The following is a 15,116-nucleotide window of genomic DNA, read 5'->3' as shown; positions in this document are numbered from 1 at the left end:
TCATTAACAAGTTAACAATATGCTAAAACTCACCGTGCAATCGGCGTCACCCATACCTACAAGAACAACAACCAAGGGAAGAATCGATGATCACGGCATGCCCCCGCCCGTGCGCCTGGCGCAGCTATGCGCTTGGCCTCGGCCTCCTGCCCCTCGCCGCGCAAGCGGAATTCCTCGCGGACAGCAGCGCCCACCTCGACCTCCGCAACTTCTACCAGTTGCGCGACTACCGCCAACACGATGCACCCCAATCGCAGGCCGGCAACTGGTCGCAGGGCTTCGTCCTGCGCCTGCAATCCGGTTTCACCGACGGTCCGCTCGGCTTCGGCCTGGACGCTACCGGGCTGCTCGGCGTCAAGCTCGACTCGGGACGCGGGCGTAGCAACGATGGCACGCTGCCGTTCGGAGCGAATTCGAAGGAGCCGGTGGACGACTACAGTCACCTCGGCCTGACCGCCAAGCTGCGCTATTCGCAGACCCAGCTACAGGTCGGCATCCTCATGCCGCAACTGCCGGTGGCGTTTCGCGACGACGTGCGCCTGTTGCCGCAGACCTTCGACGGCGCACTGCTGACCTCCAGCGAGATCGAGGGTCTCACCCTCACCGCGGGGCAATTGTGGAAGTCGCGCACCCGCGAGTCGGCCGGCAGCGACGACATGTACATCATGGGCCGCGACAAGGCCCACGCCAGCGACGAGTTCAATCTCGCCGGCGCGACCTACGCCTTCACCCCTCGGCTCAGCGCCAGCTATTACTACGGCCAGCTCAAGGACATCTACCAGCAGCACTATCTCGGCCTGCTGCACACCCTGCCGCTGGGCGAAGGGCTGTCGCTGCGCAGCGACCTACGCTACTTCGACAGCGGCGAAGACGGCGCGGCGATCTCCGGGCCGGTGGACAATCGCAACCTCAACGCCATGCTCACCTTGCGCGCCGGCGCCCACGCCTTCGGCATCGGTGTCCAGAAGATGATCGGCAACGACGCCTTTCCGGTGCTCAACGGCTACACCACGCCCTACGTGGCCAACCTCATGGCCTACCAGACCTTCACCCGACCGCAGGAGAAATCCTGGCAACTGCGCTACGACTACGACTTCGCCGGCCTCGGCCTGCCCGGCCTGAACCTCATGACCCGCTATGTACAGGGCCGCGACATCGACCGCGGCGCCGGCCGCGCCGACGACAGCGAATGGGAGCGCAACACCGACCTGTCCTACGTGATCCAGAGCGGACCGCTGAAGAGCGTCGCCTTGAAATGGCGCAACATCACCTACCGCAGCCGCTACGGTGCGGACCTGGACGAGAACCGCTTCATCGTCAATTACACGCTGAAGCTCTGGTGAAGCGCGGCCCCTTGGGGCCGCAGGCACCTCAATCCTCGAGTCGCAGTTGCAAATGCTGCTTCTTGCCCAGGCTCAGGCGCAGCCCGTCGACCTCGCCCGCCAGCGGCGCGTCCGGATCGCTGACCGGCGTGCCGTCCAGGCGCAGGCCGCCGCCGGCGGCGAGGCGGCGGACCGCGCTGCGGGAGGGCTGGATCGCGTGTTCCAGCAGCAGGTCGGTCAGCGACAGTCCCTGCGCCAGGCGCGCGCGGGATAGCTTCATCACCGGCAGGCCGCTGTCCCGCGTACCGTCGGCGAACACCCCGCGCGCGGCATCGGCGGCGGATCGCGCGGCGTGCTCGCCGTGCGCCAGGGCGGTGGCGGCATTGGCCAGGACCACCTTCGCTTCGTTCAGCTCGGCGCCCTGCAAGGCGCCCAGGCGGCGCACTTCATCCATCGGCAGTTCGCTGAACAGGGCGAGGAAGCGACCGACGTCGCGATCGTCGCAGTTGCGCCAGAACTGCCAGAAGTCGAACGGCGCCAGGCGCTCGGCGTTGAGCCATACCGCACCCTGCGCCGACTTGCCCATCTTGCGCCCGTCGCTGGTGGCCAGCAGCGGCATGGTCAGGCCGAACAGTTGGGCGCCGCCCTGGCGTCGCGACAGCTCCACGCCGTTGATGATGTTCGCCCACTGGTCGGCGCCGCCGAGTTGCAGGGTGCAGCCGCGCCGGCGCGACAGTTCGACGAAGTCGTAGGCCTGCAGCAGGGTGTAGCCGAACTCGAGGAACGACAGCGAATGCTCGCGGTCCAGGCGCTGCCTGATGGCGTCGAAGGTCAGCAAGCGGTTGATCGAGAAGTGCCGGCCGACCCGGTCGAGGAACTCCAGGTAGCCGACGCCGTCCAGCCATTCGGCGTTGTTCACCAGGCTGTCGTCGTGCAGTTCGACGTAGCGCGAGAAGACCCGGGCGATGCCGTCGATGTTGGCCTGGATCTGCGCCTCGGTGAGGATCGGCCGGCTCGAATCGCGGAAGCTCGGATCGCCGATCCGGGTGGTCGCGCCACCGATCAGCAGCAACGGACGGTGCCCGGCCTTCTGTAGCCAGCGCATCAGCATCAGGCCCTGCAGGTGGCCGACGTGCAGGCTGTCGGCGGTGGCGTCGAAGCCCAGGTAGGCGGTTGCCGGACCGGCGGCCAGGTGCGCGGCGAGGCCGTCGCGGTCGGTGCACTGGTGGACGAAGCCACGCTCTTCGAGCAGGGCGATCAGGTCTTGCTGATGGGTCGGGACGGACACGGGTATCTCCTTTGGCACGGTGGATGCCCGAGGAGACAGGTTGGGAGGGAGTTCACCGGACCGCCGCCTCGGGCGGTTCGGGAATGCAGCGACGCATCTACCGCCTCAATGAGGGAGCAGATAGGCGTAATAGCGCTTGAAGGTCAGGGCTGCACGATTCATGCGCGGCACTCTACGCGCCTGTGCCGGGCTGTCAAGGCTGGAAAGCGCCTCGACACGAACCGAGGCACTTCCTCGCAACAGAAGCGCAGCCTGGGAAAGTTTACCCGCCAGTTATCCGCACAAATTTATGACGCCGATTTCTCTACTTTGAAAAACAACGCCCGACCGGACGTGTACTTCAATAACTCGACCGGAAGAAACCTATCAGCAAGGCAGTTGAATTTTTTCCGAAAGCAATAATTCGATACTTTTCTGGATTGGCGCATCATCTCGTAAAAATAGCGAACCGCTTCCCAGCACCCACGAATATCAATGGATCAGCAATATCCAGATGCTTATCGCGGCATTCGAAAAAACATCGACCAATTCCACTGACAAAATATCGGCGTCATTTGCCTAACATGGATATTCCAAGTTCACCCTATCAACTTCCCAGATTGACACTCTCGCCGGCAGATCAGTAATTTTCAGCGACCAGCCGGCAAAGTACTTTTCCAGAGCGGCTGGCAACCGATAGTCACTCTATCTTCGCAAACCGATGTTTATGCGAGAGGGCCGGCTATCGCTCAAAACTTGATTGATGAAGGAATAGCGCCATGCAACTCGCCACACTTCAGGAACTGAGCTTCGATGAAATCGACCAGGTATCGGGCGCCGGACTCTTCAGCTTCGTCGGCGATGCCATCGTCGATGTGGTCAAGGTGTCCAACGACCTGCTCAACACATCGGTCATCTCTTCGGTCGGCAAGGTGTTCAACGCCGTCGGCCTGACCCCCATCCATCAACTGGCCGACACCCTCGGCTACGGCGTGTTCAAGGGCGTCGCCGCGGTCGGCGGCCTGCTCGGCGGCGATACCAGCCGTATCGATTACCACTACGACACCGAGTGGACCTGATCCCAGGACCTCGGCCCGCTCCCGTCGCGGAGCGGGCCTCCCCCGTCGCCGGAGGCCTGGGCGCCCCCGGCGGCGACCAAGGACCCGGCAACCGGGAAGGGGCGACCAGCGCCCCGATCAGGAGAACCGCCATGCACGACCCCATCCAGCAAGCCGACGCCTTCGTCGACGATCCCGACCAGGAGTCCGGCGGCCTGTCGCGCCGCAGCTTCCTCGGCAAGAGTGCCACGCTCGGCGCGGTCGGCCTGGTGGCCGGCTGGACCCCGGCCTTCGTCATCCAGCCCGCCGAAGCCGCCGCCAGCAGCTGTCCGGCGCCGGCAGGCTTTCCGGCCGGTCTCGAACTTTATCGGCGGGCGTTCCGCAACTGGTCGGGGGAAATCGCCGCCGACGACCTCTGGAGTTGCGCCCCGCGCACCAACGAAGAGGTTCTCGCGGTGGTCAACTGGGCCTGGCAGAACGGCTTCAAGGTGCGCCCGCGCGGCATGGGCCACAACTGGTCCCCGCTGCTGCTGAAAGGCGGCGAGAACTGCGAGAGCCGCATCGTGCTGGTGGAAACCAGCCGTTACCTGACCCGCGTACGGATCGACCCCCAGGGCGAGTTCGGCCTGTTCAGCGCGCAGACCGGCGTCACCATGGAAGCCCTGTTGAAACAACTGGAGCGGGTCAAGCTCGGCTTCGTCGCCACGCCGGCGCCGGGCGACCTGACCCTCGGCGGGGTGCTCGCCATCGACGGCCACGGCACCGGCATCCCGGCGCAGGGCGAAAGCCGCCTGCCGGGGCAGAGCTACGGCTCCCTGAGCAACAGCATCGTGGCGCTGACCGCGGTGGTCTGGGACGGCGCCGCCGGACAATACGTGCTGAAGACCTTCCGCCGCGACGATCCGGCCTGCGCGCCGTTCCTCGTCCACCTCGGACGCGCCTTCATCGTCGAGGCGACCCTCCAGGCCGGGGTCAACAAGCGCATGCGCTGCCAGAGCTACGTGAACATCCCGGCGAGCGAGATGTTCGCCGCGGCCGGCAGCGGCGGAAGGACCTTCGACAGCTTCCTGCAAAAGAGCGGACGCGCCGAGGCCATCTGGTTCCCCTTCACCGACAAGCCCTGGCTGAAGGTCTGGACGCCGACCCCGCGCTGCCCGTTCGGTGCCCGCGCGGTCAACGGCCCGTTCAACTACCCCTTCTCCGACAACATTCCCAAGGCGCTGTCCGACCTGCTGGCGGCGATCAATACCGGCCACCCGGAACTCACCCCGCTGCTCGGCAAGCTGCAGTACGACCTGGTAGTGGGCGGCATGGCGCTGACCCTGGGCTACGACCTTTGGGGCTGGAGCAAGGACCTGCTGCTGTACATCAAGCCCAGCACCCTGCGCGTCACCGCCAACGGCTACGCGGTGCTGACCCGGCGTCGCGACGTGCAGCGGGTGATCAACGAGTTCTACCTGCAGTACCAGACGATGGTCGCCGCCTACCGCGCCAACGGCCACTACCCCATGAACGGCCCGGTGGAGATTCGCGTCAGCGGGCTCGACCAGCCCGGCGAGTCGATCGTTCCCGGCGCCCAGGTGCCCAGCCTGTCGGCGATCCGTCCGCGCCCCGACCAGCCGGAGTGGGACACGGCGATCTGGCTGGACATCCTCAGCCTGCCCGGCACTCCGCAGGCCAACGCCTTCTACCACGAGTTCGAGGCCTGGCTGTTCGACCACTTCAGCGGCGACTACGCCTCGCTGCGGGTGGAGTGGAGCAAGGGCTGGGGCTACAGCCCCACCGCCGCCTGGGCCGAGCCGACGGTGGTCGACCAGTTGGTGGCGCAGTCGCTACGCCAAGGCCTGGTCGCAGACAACGATTGGGACGCCGCGGCGCGCCAGTTGAACGAAGCCGATCCGCATCGGCTGTTCAGCTCGCCGCTGCTCGACCGGCTGATGCCATGAAATGCCGCTATGCGAGGCCGTACTGACTCGGACGAAGAGCGGTTCGCCGGAGCCGATATGAATGAGCCCTCGATACGGCGTTGACTTGTTCAACAGGTCTTATCGAGGTGTCGCACGAACCGGCCTTAATCATTCGCAAAGTTTACCCGGAGTGGCAAACCTTCATCCGCCGAATATTGAAACTCATTGTCAAACGAACTATCGAGCCCATGAAAAACCGCTAATCCTGGCAGTTCATCCCACTCTTTCGGATTAGTACCATCGAATGGCTTTCCAGACTCACGGGAAGCCTAAAGGAGATATATGAAATGAAAGAACTCAATGACATTGAAGTCACCTGCGTTTCGGGTGGAACTCTTTCCGGCATGATCGTAGGCGCCGTCGACGGCGCCGCGACGGGCATGGCAATCGGCGGGAAATGGGGCGGTGCCGGCGGCTTCGGCTTCGGCGCTCTTTCCCAGTTGGTCGGCCTGATCGTGCCAACCGCAATGGGCGCTATTGCCGGGGGCACGGTCGGTCTCTTCACCAATGCAGAGACGGCTGTCGGTTACTTGGGCCAATACCGGGAAAACTTCGGTCCCGGTGATGTAGGCCGAACCACCATCTAACTAGAAAAGTCGCACTCCGGCACTTCATGCGCTTGAACTTACGCAAGGGTGCCGGAGTGTCATGCAAGTATTATTCGAATCCAGGATCCAGCCACCATGTTTCGCCAGGAAGCCCTCGACGCCCAGCATGCCGGCGGCCTGGGCGAGATCGTGCTGATCCGCCCGGTCTCCTTCACTTTTCTCACCCTGCTGGCCGCGGCGATGGCGCTGCTGGTGGTGGGCTTCTTCCTGTTCGGCAGCTACACCAAGCGCAGCACCGTCAGCGGCCAATTGGTGCCCGCCAGCGGGCAGGTCAAGGTGCACGCGCCGCAGGCCGGCATCGTGCTGCGCAAGTTCGTCCAGGAAGGCCAGGCGGTACGCCGCGGCGAGCGCCTGATGGTGCTTTCCAGCGAACGCTACGGCAGCGATGCCGGCCCGGTGCAGGCCGGCATCAGCAGGCGCCTGGAACAACGCCGCGACTCCCTGCGCGACGAACTGGAAAAGCTTCGCCGCCTGCAAGACGACGAGCGCGACAGCCTGACCAGCAAGGTCGCCAGCCTGCAGCGCGAACTGACCACCCTCGCCGCCCAGACCGACAGCCAGCAACGCCTGCTGGCGCTGGCCAGCGACGCCGCCGCGCGCTACCAGGGGCTGATGGACAAGGGCTACATCTCCATGGACCAGTTGCAGCAGCGCCAGGCCGAACTCCTCGGCCAGCGCCAGACCCTGCAAGGCCTGGAGCGCGAACGCACGTCGCTGCGGCAGCAGTTGACCGAGCGCCGCAACGAACTCGCCGGGCTTTCCGCGCGCCAGGCCAACCAGCTCGCGGAAACCCGCCGCCAGCTCAGCGCGGTGGAGCAGGACCTGGCCGAAAGCGAAGCCAAGCGCACCTTGCTGGTCACCGCGCCGGAGAGCGGCATCGCCACCGCCGTGCTCGCCGAAGCCGGGCAGACCGTCGACAGCTCGCGTCCGCTGCTGAGCATCGTTCCCGCCGACACCCCGTTGCAGGCCGAACTCTACGCGCCGAGCAAGTCCATCGGTTTCATCCGGCCGGGCGACGCGGTGCTGATCCGCTACCAGGCCTATCCGTACCAGAAGTTCGGCCAGTACCACGGCAAGGTGCAGTCGATCTCCCGCGCCAGCGTCTCCTATGCCGAGCTTTCCAGCATGGTCGGCGGCGTACCGGGGCTCGGCCAGGATGGCGAGCAGCTGTACCGGCTGCGGGTAACCCTCGACGACCAGGCGGTGACCGCCTACGGCCAGCCGCGTCCGCTGCAGAGCGGCATGCTGCTGGACGCCGACATCCTCCAGGACACCCGGCGCCTCTACGAATGGGTGCTGGAACCGCTCTACAGCCTGACCGGCAAACTCTAGGAACGACCCATGGCCTTTCTCGACGCTCTCGCCCTGCGCCTGGGCCGCCGCCTGCCGCTGGTGCTGCAGACCGAAGCCACCGAATGCGGCCTGGCCTGCCTGGCGATGATCGCCGGCTACCACGGCCACCATACCGGCCTGATGGAACTGCGCCGGCGCTTCTCCGTATCGCTCAAGGGCATCTCCCTCAAGCAACTGATCCAGACCGCCCACCGCCTCGGCCTGGGCACCCGCGCGGTGAAGCTCGACCTCGGCGACCTCGGCAAGCTCAAGCTGCCCTGCGTGCTGCACTGGAACTTCAACCACTTCGTCGTGCTCAAGGCGGTCGACGGGCGCGGCGCGGTGCTCCACGACCCCGCCCACGGCCAGCGCCGGCTGGGCCTGGAGGAAGTCTCGCGGAGCTTCACCGGGGTAGCCCTGGAACTCTGGCCGGAGAGCGGCTTCGAGAAACAGGAGGCGCCGCCGCGGATCAAGCTGCTGGGCATGCTCGGCAAGGTCACCGGGCTGTACCGCTCGCTGGCCCAGGTGCTGCTGCTCGCCGGCGCGCTGGAAGTGTTCTCGCTGATCAGTCCGTTCTTCCTGCAATGGACCATCGACAACGTCATCGTCAGCGAAGACCGTGACCTGCTCAGCACCCTGGCCATCGGCTTCGGCCTGTTGCTGCTGATGCAGCAGGCGGTCAGCGGGGTGCGCGCCTGGGTGATGATGCACATGAGCACCCTGCTCGGCGTGCAGTGGCAGGCCAACGTCTTCAGTCACCTGCTGCGGCTGCCCGCGCAGTATTTCGAGAAGCGCCACCTGGGCGACGTGGTGTCGCGCTTCGGCGCGGTGAACAGCATCCAGCAGACCCTCACCGCGGCCTTCCTCTCGGCGGTGCTGGACGGCCTGATGACCGTCGCCACCCTCGGCATGATGCTGCTCTACAGTCCGCCGCTGGCGGCCATCGCCATCGCCGCCATGAGCCTCTACGCCCTCGGCCGCTGGATCTGGTACCGGCCGTTGCGCAACGCCACCGAGGAGCAGATCGTCCACGCCGCGCGGCAGCAGAGCCACTTCCTCGAGACGGTGCGCGGCATCCGCCCGCTGAAGCTGTTCCAGCGCCAGGACGAGCGCCGCTCGGTATGGCTCGGCCTGCTGGTGGAACAGATCAACGCCGGCCTGCGTACGCAGAAGCTGCAACTGTTCTACCAGCAGCTCAACGGCCTGCTGTTCGGCGTGGAGAACCTGCTGGTGATCTGGCTCGGCGCGACCATGGTGATGGACGGCCAGTTCAGCGTCGGCATCCTGATGGCCTTCAACGCCTACAAGTCGCAGTTCGACAGCCGCGTCGGCAGCCTGATCGACAAGTTCTTCGAGCTGCGCATGCTCCAGTTGCAGGGCGAGCGCCTGGCCGACATCGTGCTCCAGGCCCCGGAGGTCAGCCACGGCGACATCCTCCCGGAGAACCTCCGCGAGCGCGAGGCGAGCATCGAGATCCAGGGCCTGCGCTACCGCTACGCGGAACAGGAGCCCTGGGTCCTCGACGGCCTCGACCTGCGCATCGCCGGCGGTGAGTCGGTGGCCATCGTCGGCCCCTCGGGCTGCGGCAAGAGCACCCTGCTCAACGTCCTGCTGGGCATCCTCCCGCCAGTGGAGGGACAGATCCGCATGGCCGGCCTGGACCTTGCGCAACTGGGCCTGGACGGCCTGCGCGAACTGGTCGGCACGGTGCTGCAGGACGACGTGCTGTTCGCCGGTTCGCTCAGCGACAACATCAGTTTCTTCGACCCGCAGCCGGACATGCCCTGGCTGCTGCAGTGCGCGCAGATGGCTGCCATCCACGATGACATCCAGGCCATGCCGATGGGCTACAACACCCTGGTCGGCGACATGGGCACGGTGCTCTCCGGCGGCCAGAAGCAGCGGGTAATGCTGGCCCGGGCGCTGTACAAGAAGCCGCGCATCCTGTTCCTCGACGAAGCCACCAGCCACCTCGACGTACACTGCGAACAGCGGGTCAACGCCGCCATTCGCGCGCTGCGCATCACCCGCATCATGGTCGCCCATCGGCCCGAGACCATCGCCTCGGCGGACCGCGTGATAGTCCTCGGCCAGGGCAAGGTAAGCCTCGACGAAAGCACCGCGCGCCTGGCCGAACGCCAGGCCGCCGCGGCGCGGGAGCAGGCCTGATGCGTGCCCTCGCCGGCCTGTTGTGCGGCCTGCTCGGCCTGGTTCCCGGCGCCGCCGCCTACGAGCCGGACGTGTTCGGCACCGCCGGCCAGGTCGCCGGCCAGGCGGTCTACGACCTCGGCGGCAGCGGTTTGCCCTGCCGCGGCGGGCCGCCACCGACCGAGCTGAGCCTGGAGGAAGCCATCGAGCGGATCCTCTGCCACGACCCGCAGACCCGCCTCGCCTGGGCCAATGCCAAGGCCCAGGCGGCCCAGGTCGGGATCGGCAAGTCCGCCTACCTGCCGCGCCTGGACGGCCGTCTCGACGCCAGTCGCGGCTACAGCGACATGGATTATCGCGATGCCCCCTACCTCTCCGGCGACGGCCATCGCCACCGGCGCGGCGCCAGCCTCCAATTGAGCTGGGAGCTGTTCGACTTCGGCCGCCGCAGCGCCGCCCTGCGCAACGCCCAGCAGTTGCTGCTGGCGGCCAACGCCAGCCAGGACGCGACCCTGCAGAACACCTTCGCCCTCGCCGCCCAGGCCTACTACGACGCCCTCGCCGCCCAGCGCAGCCTGGCCGCCTCGCGGCAGGTCGCAGAGCTGGCGGCGCAGAACCTGGAAGCCGCCGACGCCAAGTACCGGGCCGGCGCCGCCGCCCTTTCCGATCGCCTGCAGGCGCAGACCGCGCTGTCCCAGGCGAGCCTCGCCCAGGTTCGCGACGAAGGCACCCTGAGCAACGCCCTCGGCGTCATCGCCCTGCGCATGGGCCTGGCGCCGGATACCCCGCTGCGCCTCTCCGGCGAGCTGGAGGCGCAACCCGACACCGGCTTCGTCAAGGCCATCGACGAGATGCTCGCCGAAGCCCGCCGCGAGCATCCGGCGCTGCTCGCCGCCCAGGCGCGGCTGAAAGCCGCCGCCGCCTCGGTGGAGGAAAGCCGCGCCGCCGGCCGGCCGAGCCTGGCGCTGAGCGCCAACCTGGCACGCAGCCAGAGCGACCAGGCGATGGCGTTCAACGGCGATACCCGCGAACGCGACCGCAGCATCGGCCTGCAACTGAACATCCCGTTGTTCGAAGGCTTCGAACGCACCTACCAGGTCCGCAACGCCCTGGCCCGCCGCGAAGCCAGCGAAGCGGAGCTGGCCGACACCGAGCAGCAGGTTTCGCTGGAGGTGTGGAGCAACTACCAGTCGCTCAGCGTCGAGACCCGCAGCCTGGCGCGCACCCGCGAACTGGTCGAACAGTCGCGGCAAAGCCTGGAGGTGGTGCAGGGCCGCTACCGCTCAGGGGTCGGCAGCATGATCGAGCTGCTCAACGCCCTGACCGCCTACGCCAGCGCCGAGGACCAGCACATCCGTGCCCTCGGCAACTGGCAGACCTCGCGCCTGCGACTGGCGGCCAGCCTCGGTCGCCTGGGCTTCTGGAGCCTGCGCTGAAAAGCCCGGGAAGCGCCGCTGCCCTCTACCTCTCGCGCTTGTCCGGCTGGCCGCCATCGCGCAGGATGCACCCAGCCCCCGCGACGAGAGACCGCATGATCGACGACATCCGCTACCTGATCGTATTCGCCAAGATCGCCGAGACCGGCTCCGTCTCCGGCGGCGCCGAGGCGCTGGGCCTGAGCGCCGCGACCGCCAGCCTGCACCTGTCCAGGCTGGAACGGAACCTGGGCCGTGCGCTGCTCTACCGCAACAGCCGCAAGCTGTCGCTGACCCAGGACGGCACGCAGTTGCTGGACACCGCCCGCTCCATGCTGGAACTCTACGAGAAGGGCTTCATCGAGTTCCGCCAGCGCGCCGTCTCGACCCGCAACAGCCTGCGCATCTCGATGCCCGCGGTGTTCGTCAACGGCGACTTCACCCGTCACCTGGCAGCCTTCATCGAGGAGCATCCCGACCTCGACCTCGGCATCGCCTGCGACGACAGCCGCCACGACATCATCGGCGACGGCATCGACATCGCCTTCCGCATCGGCGACCTGCCGGACAGCTCGCTGAAGGCCCGTCACCTGTTCCTGCTGCCGCGCCAGGTAGTGGCGGCGCCGGCATTCCTGGCCCGGCACGCGCCGCTGGAACACCCGCGCGACCTGCAGCGGCTGGAATGGATCGGGCTCGGCATGCGCCCCGACAGCCGGCTATTCCGTCATGCGCGGGACGACGAGGAGGTACGCGTCGACTACACCCCGCGGGTGCGCGTCGACAGCGTCGAAGCCTCCTGCCGCCTGGCCCGCCTCGGCGTCGGCCTGGCCGCGCCGCCGACCTACCTGAGCGACGAGCCGATCCGCCGCGGCGAGTTGCGCGCGGTGCTGCCGGAATGGCGCCTGGAGCCGTTGAAGGTGTATGCGGTGTGGCCGCCCAACGTACCCGCCAGCAGCATCGCCTACACCCTCATCAATCGCCTCTACGAGGCCTTCAATCCAGGCTAGCGGCGAGCTGCAGGTAGAGCATGTAGCCGGCGGTCAGCACCAGGGTGCCGCCCATCGCCCGATTGAACAGGCGCACCCGCCGGGGGCTGTCGAGCAGCAGCGCCACGCGGTCACCGAGCAGCGCCCAGGCGGCCAGCGAGAGGTAGCAGACCACCAGGTAGATGGCCATGAAGACCAGTAGCGGCGCGTGCGTGCTCGGGCTGGCGAACAAGGCCACGCCGGAAGCGCAGGCGATCCAGGCCTTGGGATTGAGCCATTGCAGGAGCACGCCCTGGAAGAACCCGGGGACCCCGTTTTCCTCCAGGGCCAGGCGTGGATCCGCGGTGGCGATGCGGTAGCCCACATGAGCGATGAACGCCGCGCCGGCCATCCCCAGGTAGTCGAAGAAGCGCGGGTAGGCCTCGATCGCGCGGACGAACCAGAAGCCGACGAAGGCCAGCAGCAGGACGAAGCCGAGGGTGGCGCCGGTGACGAACGGCAGGGTCCGGCGGAAGCCGTGGTTGGCGCCGGAAGCGACGATGGTCAGGTTCACCGGACCGGGGGAAATCGACAGGCTCAGGGAGAACGCGCCCATGGCGAGCAGCAGGGCTAGCGGCATGGGTCGAACTCCCCGGTCGGGTTGCGGGCTGGCTGGTGCGGGGCGGGCATGGGTTTCCTCCGTAGGCTCCTGGCGGGGCGCGACCGAACGGGTTGCGCCGCTGCCCGGAACGCTACAGGGAAAGCCCACCGGCATTAACGGGGCAAGGCTCAAGGCTGGTTTTGATTTTCCGCGCTTGACGACTGCGCCGGCCGCCGGCGTACCTCAGTCGTCCGCCTGGCCCGGCATACGGATGCCATGCCGGCGCACCCGCCGATACAGGGTCGCTCGCGAGATACCCAGTTCCCGCGCCGCGGCCATGGGTTTCCAGCGATGCCGCACGAGGGCGTCGAGCAGGGCGTCGCGCTCCGGACCGCCGCCGCTCTCGCACGCACTGGCCGGTGTCCGGCCTTCACCACGCAGCTCTGCCGGAAGGTCGGCGAGTTGCAGGGTGGCGCCGCCGCACAGCGCGCAGGCGTAGCGCAACACATGCCGCAACTGGCGGACATTGCCCGGCCAGCGATAGCCGAGCAGGCATTCCAGGGCTGCCTCGCCGAGTTCGATGCGTACGCCGCAGTGCGCGGTTTCCTCATCGAGGATGCGCCGGATCAGCGCCAGCCGGTCGCTGCGTTCGCGTAGCGGCGGCAGTTCGAAGCGGGCGCCGCCGAGGCGGAAGTAGAGATCCTCGCGGAAGCCGCCGGCCGCCACCAGCGCCGCCAGGTCGCGGTGGGTGGCGCAGATCACCTGGATATCCACAGCCTGCCGGCGCGCAGCCCCCAGCGGCGCCACCTCGCCCTCGGCCAGCACGCGCAGCAGGCGGGTCTGCAGGCCCAGCGGCATGTCACCGATCTCGTCGAGGAACAGGGTACCGCCATCGGCCTGCTGCAGCAGGCCGCGCATCCCTTTCGCCGCCGCGCCGGTAAAGGCTCCGCCAACGTAGCCGAACAGCTCGCTCTCGATCAGGCTTTCGGGAATCGCCGCGCAGTTGAGCGCGACGAAGGGTTTGTCGCGACGGGCGCTGGCCTGGTGCAACTGGCGGGCGAAAACCTCCTTGCCGGCGCCGGTCTCGCCCTGGATCAGCACCGGCAGGTTGCGGTCCTTGACCCGCACCGCCAGGCGCAGGCTTTCGGCGATGCGCGGGTCGAGCGCAGCGTCGTCGGGCACCTCGCGCTCCAGCCGCCGCGCCTTGGCCCGCGGCGCGCTGAGACGCACGTGCAGCTCGCCGGCCTGGCCGCGCAGCAGGCACGGCGCCTGGTCGGCGGCGGCGTGCAGGGCGTCGAGGTCGAACACCTCGCCGATGTGGCTCGGCACCTGCCCCAGGCGCTGCCGCAGGTAGTGCCGCGCCGCCGGGTTCAACGCCAGCAGGCGCCCATCGGCGTCCCAGGCGAACAGGTAGTCCGGCTGGCTGTCGACGTAGCCCGGCGCACGGTGCGCGCGCAGCACCCAATGGCCCTGGGCGCTGTGCATGAAGAAGGCGTTCTCGATCTCCCGCGCGCTCTGCGCCACCATCTGCCGGATCAGATGCTGGCTACGGCGGTCGTCCGGCGATTGCACGGCGGAAACGTCGAGCACACCGAGCAACTCGCCCTGCGGATCGAAGACCGGCGCCGCGGAACAGGTCAGGTCGATGAAGGCGGCGCGGAAGTGATCGCGCTTGTGCACCGTCACCGCAGTCCTGTCGGTGAGTACGGCGGCCACCCCGCAGGTGCCCTCCTCGCCTTCCGACCAGCAGGTGCCGAGGTACAGCCCGGCCTTGCGGCAGTCGTTGCGGATGGTCGACTCGACACGGTAGTCGATGGTCCGCCCCTGGGCATCGGTGAGCAGTACGCAGTAGTCGGCATCGCGCACCCGTCCATGCAGTCGCGCCACCTCTTCGCTGGCGATGCGCAGGAACAGTTCGGAACGCTCGCGACATTCGTCGAGGAGGGTCTGCGAGAGAATCCGCGGCCCTTGCAGGGACCCCGGGTCGAGACGGTGCTGCTCCATGGAGCGGCGCCAGGAGTCGAGGATCGGCGTCGGCACCGGCGCCTGCGGCAGGCGCGCGGCGTTCCTCAGGACACGGCTGACACAGTCCACATGGTCCTTCGAGTGTGCGGAAAGCATGGGGCCTCCGTTGCTCGGCATCTTGTTGTTGTGCCGCCCATTAAGCGCCCATCGGCGACCCTCGACAAGCGCCGGGCCGCCACAGCCGACGACTGAGACGGAGCGTCTCAGCGTCTCGCCGGGAACCCGTGCGCGATGACATGGGTTGTCTCGCCGGACGTCGCCCCGGCGGTCGCCGGCCTTCCCATGCCGGCGCTCTACGACGGGCCTTCCGGCCGCCACGCCGCAACCTGGCATCGGCCTTGCTCCAGCCACGGCGACGGCAGGGCGGACTGTCCGCTCCTCCCAACGCCCTGCCGCATACACCTACAA

The 15,116-nt window shown here is 67.4% G+C and carries 11 protein-coding genes; 8 read left to right on the top strand and 3 right to left on the bottom strand.

Going from position 1 to position 15,116, the window contains the following annotated elements:
* Positions 1-86 precede the first annotated feature (86 nt).
* The gene (locus VQ065_RS04345) at positions 87-1,343 is read left to right on the top strand and encodes an OprD family porin (RefSeq protein ID WP_003093475.1); all 1,257 of its coding nucleotides are present in this window, start codon (positions 87-89) and stop codon (positions 1,341-1,343) included.
* A gap of 28 nt (positions 1,344-1,371) precedes the next feature.
* Here VQ065_RS04345 and tyrS read toward each other — a convergent pair whose 3' ends face one another.
* Positions 1,372-2,610, bottom strand: a complete 1,239-nt coding sequence (gene tyrS / locus VQ065_RS04340; protein WP_009877078.1) for a tyrosine--tRNA ligase — start codon at positions 2,608-2,610, stop codon at positions 1,372-1,374.
* A gap of 758 nt (positions 2,611-3,368) precedes the next feature.
* Between tyrS and VQ065_RS04335 the strand changes: the two genes are divergently transcribed.
* From VQ065_RS04335 to VQ065_RS04305, 7 genes are all read left to right on the top strand, one after another.
* On the top strand, positions 3,369-3,668 hold the full coding sequence (locus tag VQ065_RS04335; protein WP_003093477.1) for a hypothetical protein: 300 nt from the start codon (positions 3,369-3,371) through the stop codon (positions 3,666-3,668).
* 131 nt (positions 3,669-3,799) lie between these two features.
* Positions 3,800-5,593: a cholesterol oxidase substrate-binding domain-containing protein gene (locus VQ065_RS04330; RefSeq protein WP_003093482.1), complete on the top strand. Its 1,794-nt coding sequence runs from the start codon at positions 3,800-3,802 to the stop codon at positions 5,591-5,593.
* Between the two features lie 308 nt (positions 5,594-5,901).
* The gene (locus tag VQ065_RS04325; protein ID WP_003093484.1) at positions 5,902-6,201 is read left to right on the top strand and encodes a DUF5862 family protein; all 300 of its coding nucleotides are present in this window, start codon (positions 5,902-5,904) and stop codon (positions 6,199-6,201) included.
* 96 nt (positions 6,202-6,297) lie between these two features.
* Positions 6,298-7,554: an HlyD family secretion protein gene (locus tag VQ065_RS04320; RefSeq protein ID WP_003093492.1), complete on the top strand. Its 1,257-nt coding sequence runs from the start codon at positions 6,298-6,300 to the stop codon at positions 7,552-7,554.
* 9 nt (positions 7,555-7,563) lie between these two features.
* On the top strand, positions 7,564-9,723 hold the full coding sequence (locus tag VQ065_RS04315; protein ID WP_003093498.1) for a peptidase domain-containing ABC transporter: 2,160 nt from the start codon (positions 7,564-7,566) through the stop codon (positions 9,721-9,723).
* Positions 9,723-11,138, top strand: coding sequence for a TolC family protein (locus VQ065_RS04310; RefSeq protein WP_014604038.1), 1,416 nt, complete (start codon positions 9,723-9,725; stop codon positions 11,136-11,138). Before VQ065_RS04315 ends, VQ065_RS04310 begins: the two co-directional genes overlap by 1 nt.
* Before the next feature lie 95 nt (positions 11,139-11,233).
* Positions 11,234-12,124 (top strand): LysR family transcriptional regulator, encoded by an 891-nt coding sequence (locus tag VQ065_RS04305; RefSeq protein ID WP_003093500.1) that lies wholly within the window; start codon positions 11,234-11,236, stop codon positions 12,122-12,124.
* Here the strand turns inward: VQ065_RS04305 and VQ065_RS04300 are convergent.
* Together VQ065_RS04300 and VQ065_RS04295 are read right to left on the bottom strand one after the other, a co-directional pair.
* Positions 12,111-12,722: a LysE family translocator gene (locus VQ065_RS04300; RefSeq protein ID WP_003093501.1), complete on the bottom strand. Its 612-nt coding sequence runs from the start codon at positions 12,720-12,722 to the stop codon at positions 12,111-12,113. The two genes, VQ065_RS04305 and VQ065_RS04300, sit on opposite strands and share 14 nt — an antisense overlap.
* Positions 12,723-12,926: 204 nt before the next feature.
* Entirely contained in the window at positions 12,927-14,804 is a 1,878-nt protein-coding gene (locus tag VQ065_RS04295) for a sigma-54-dependent Fis family transcriptional regulator (protein WP_003104795.1), read from the bottom strand.
* Positions 14,805-15,116 lie beyond the last annotated feature (312 nt).

Origin of the sequence: Pseudomonas sp. KBN10P06128, assembly GCF_037574945.1 — a bacterium.
GTDB classification, from domain to species: Bacteria; Pseudomonadota; Gammaproteobacteria; order Pseudomonadales; family Pseudomonadaceae; genus Pseudomonas; species Pseudomonas aeruginosa.
This window is presented reverse-complemented; position numbering and strand designations above follow the sequence as displayed.

What these genes read in the sequence shown, in the direction of transcription:
- VQ065_RS04345 (WP_003093475.1), top strand. Translation starts at nt 87, where the DNA reads ATGATCACGGCATGCCCCCGCCCGTGCGCCTGGCGCAGCTATGCGCTT.
- VQ065_RS04315 (WP_003093498.1), top strand. Translation starts at nt 7,564, where the DNA reads ATGGCCTTTCTCGACGCTCTCGCCCTGCGCCTGGGCCGCCGCCTGCCG.
- VQ065_RS04325 (WP_003093484.1), top strand. Translation starts at nt 5,902, where the DNA reads ATGAAAGAACTCAATGACATTGAAGTCACCTGCGTTTCGGGTGGAACT.
- VQ065_RS04300 (WP_003093501.1), bottom strand. Translation starts at nt 12,722, where the DNA reads ATGCCGCTAGCCCTGCTGCTCGCCATGGGCGCGTTCTCCCTGAGCCTG.
- VQ065_RS04335 (WP_003093477.1), top strand. Translation starts at nt 3,369, where the DNA reads ATGCAACTCGCCACACTTCAGGAACTGAGCTTCGATGAAATCGACCAG.
- VQ065_RS04295 (WP_003104795.1), bottom strand. Translation starts at nt 14,804, where the DNA reads ATGCTTTCCGCACACTCGAAGGACCATGTGGACTGTGTCAGCCGTGTC.
- VQ065_RS04310 (WP_014604038.1), top strand. Translation starts at nt 9,723, where the DNA reads ATGCGTGCCCTCGCCGGCCTGTTGTGCGGCCTGCTCGGCCTGGTTCCC.
- VQ065_RS04330 (WP_003093482.1), top strand. Translation starts at nt 3,800, where the DNA reads ATGCACGACCCCATCCAGCAAGCCGACGCCTTCGTCGACGATCCCGAC.
- VQ065_RS04320 (WP_003093492.1), top strand. Translation starts at nt 6,298, where the DNA reads ATGTTTCGCCAGGAAGCCCTCGACGCCCAGCATGCCGGCGGCCTGGGC.
- VQ065_RS04305 (WP_003093500.1), top strand. Translation starts at nt 11,234, where the DNA reads ATGATCGACGACATCCGCTACCTGATCGTATTCGCCAAGATCGCCGAG.